A 1,806-nucleotide genomic window follows, 5' to 3' on the forward strand; every position below is an offset into this window, starting at 1 on the left:
CACCACCCTACGATTCATCGGCCTGTGCTTCGCCCGCGTCGAGCAGAACTGGCATCGGGAACGCCTCGGCGTCGAAGAGCCCCTCGTGCCCGTGCTCCTGCGGTTGGCCGATCTCCATGCAGACCTGGGAAAGCAGCCCCCCTTACGGCAGAACATCATCGACGAGGTGGCATCGCGGCTACAGTGCAATGAGCAGATCGCCGAGCAACTGGTCGACGGCTGGATGGAGGAGAGTCTCCTGCTGGTCCTTCTGGACGGCCTGGACGAGGTGCCCGAGGCGAGGCGCGAAGGGGTGCGCGAGGCCATCGAGCGCTTCGCCCACAGCGACCGCGGGCGGGTGATCGTCACGTCCCGCTTGGCGGGCTTCAGGCCCCTTACGGGCTTCCGGGAATACGTCCTCAAGCCCCTCGAAGATGTGCAAACCGAGGTGTTGCCGTATGTGCGGGGCTGGCTGGCCGCGATAGGGCAGGACCAGGACGTTGAGCAGCGCGCCCAGGAGTTGGTCCGGGCGCTCGAAGAGCATCCATCCCTGCGGCGCATCGCCAACAACCCATTGCTCCTGCGCCTGGCCGTGGAATACTACGTCAAAAGCAAAGGCGGCCGGCTCCCATCCGGACGGGCGGAGTTGTATGAGAAGTGGCTGGAGGAGGCCTGGAAGCGGGCCGAAGAGCGGGGGGCAAGCGAGGAGCGAAAGGAACTCATCTTCATGGCCTTGGAAGCCATCGCCTGGGGGATGCAAATCGGAAAGGACAGCGACGACCAGGGAATTGAGAAGGCCATCAAAGAGTTCGCTGGGATCTCGGACAAACACACCATCGAGGAGGTGCTCCGGGATATCTGGAAGAGAATGGGCCTGATCGCTCGCCTGCCTGCAGCGCGGGGGGATCCCTCGCAGGCCCACTATGTCTTCGCCCATGAAACCGTTCGCGAGTATTTAGTGGCCAGGCGCCTGTTGCGGGCGTGGGAGCAGGATTGGGAGCAGACGATGGCCTTCCTAGAGCCACGGCTGTTCCTGCCCGAGTGGGAGGAGCCGCTGGCCCTGCTCGTCGACCTTTTGTCAAAGTTGTCGAAGCCGAAGGAGCCGAAGCTGGTCGGCCTCTCATTAAAAAGATTGGAAGAGTTAGAAGAGAAGGATCTAAGGGAGGAGATCAGGCGGTTCGTGCGCGCCATAGAATGCGCCGGCCCGGAGTCCGACGTCCCCCTGCTGCGCGCCCGCGCCCTGGAGCTGCTAAGCGAGGGTGGCCACGAACTGGAGGACATCGCCCGTTGTTTGCTAAAGGAACTGCTCGCTGACCCACGCCTATCTGTCCGAGCTCGGGCCATCCGCGTGGTTAGGCAATCCCGCTGGTGGTGGGCTGCGGAAGACGCCCGCCGGCTCTTGGAGGATCAGGACGAAGATACTATGGTGCGCCAGGCTGCTGCCGAAGCGCTGGGCGAGCTGGGCGATCCGCAGGCCCTCCCCGTGCTCTTTCGGGCCCAGAACGACGATGATCCCCGGGTGCGCGAGGCTGCTGCCGAAGCGCTGGGCAAACTATGCAATCCGCGGGCCGTCCCAATGCTCCTTCAGGCCCTCCAGGAAGACGATGATCCCGGGGTGCGTCGGGCTGCTGCCGAAGCGCTGGGCGAGCTGGGCGATCCGCAGGCCGTCCCTTCGCTCCTTCAGGCCCTCCAGGACGTTGATCCCGGAATGCGCCGGGCTGCTGCCGAAGCGCTGGGCAAGCTGGGCGATCCGCAGGCCCTCCCCCCGCTCCTTCAGGCCCTCCAGGACGAAGACCCTATGGTGCGCCAGGCTGCCGCACGGGCGCT

Annotated in this window: 1 protein-coding gene; it reads left to right on the plus strand. The window is 64.9% G+C overall.

Annotated elements, in window-relative coordinates:
• The coding region (locus NZM16_RS07080; RefSeq protein ID WP_295479583.1) for a HEAT repeat domain-containing protein at positions 1–1,806 on the plus strand (1,806 nt) is incomplete at both ends.

It is taken from the genome of Thermoflexus sp. (genome assembly GCF_025055495.1).
Taxonomy (GTDB): domain Bacteria; phylum Chloroflexota; class Anaerolineae; order Thermoflexales; family Thermoflexaceae; genus Thermoflexus.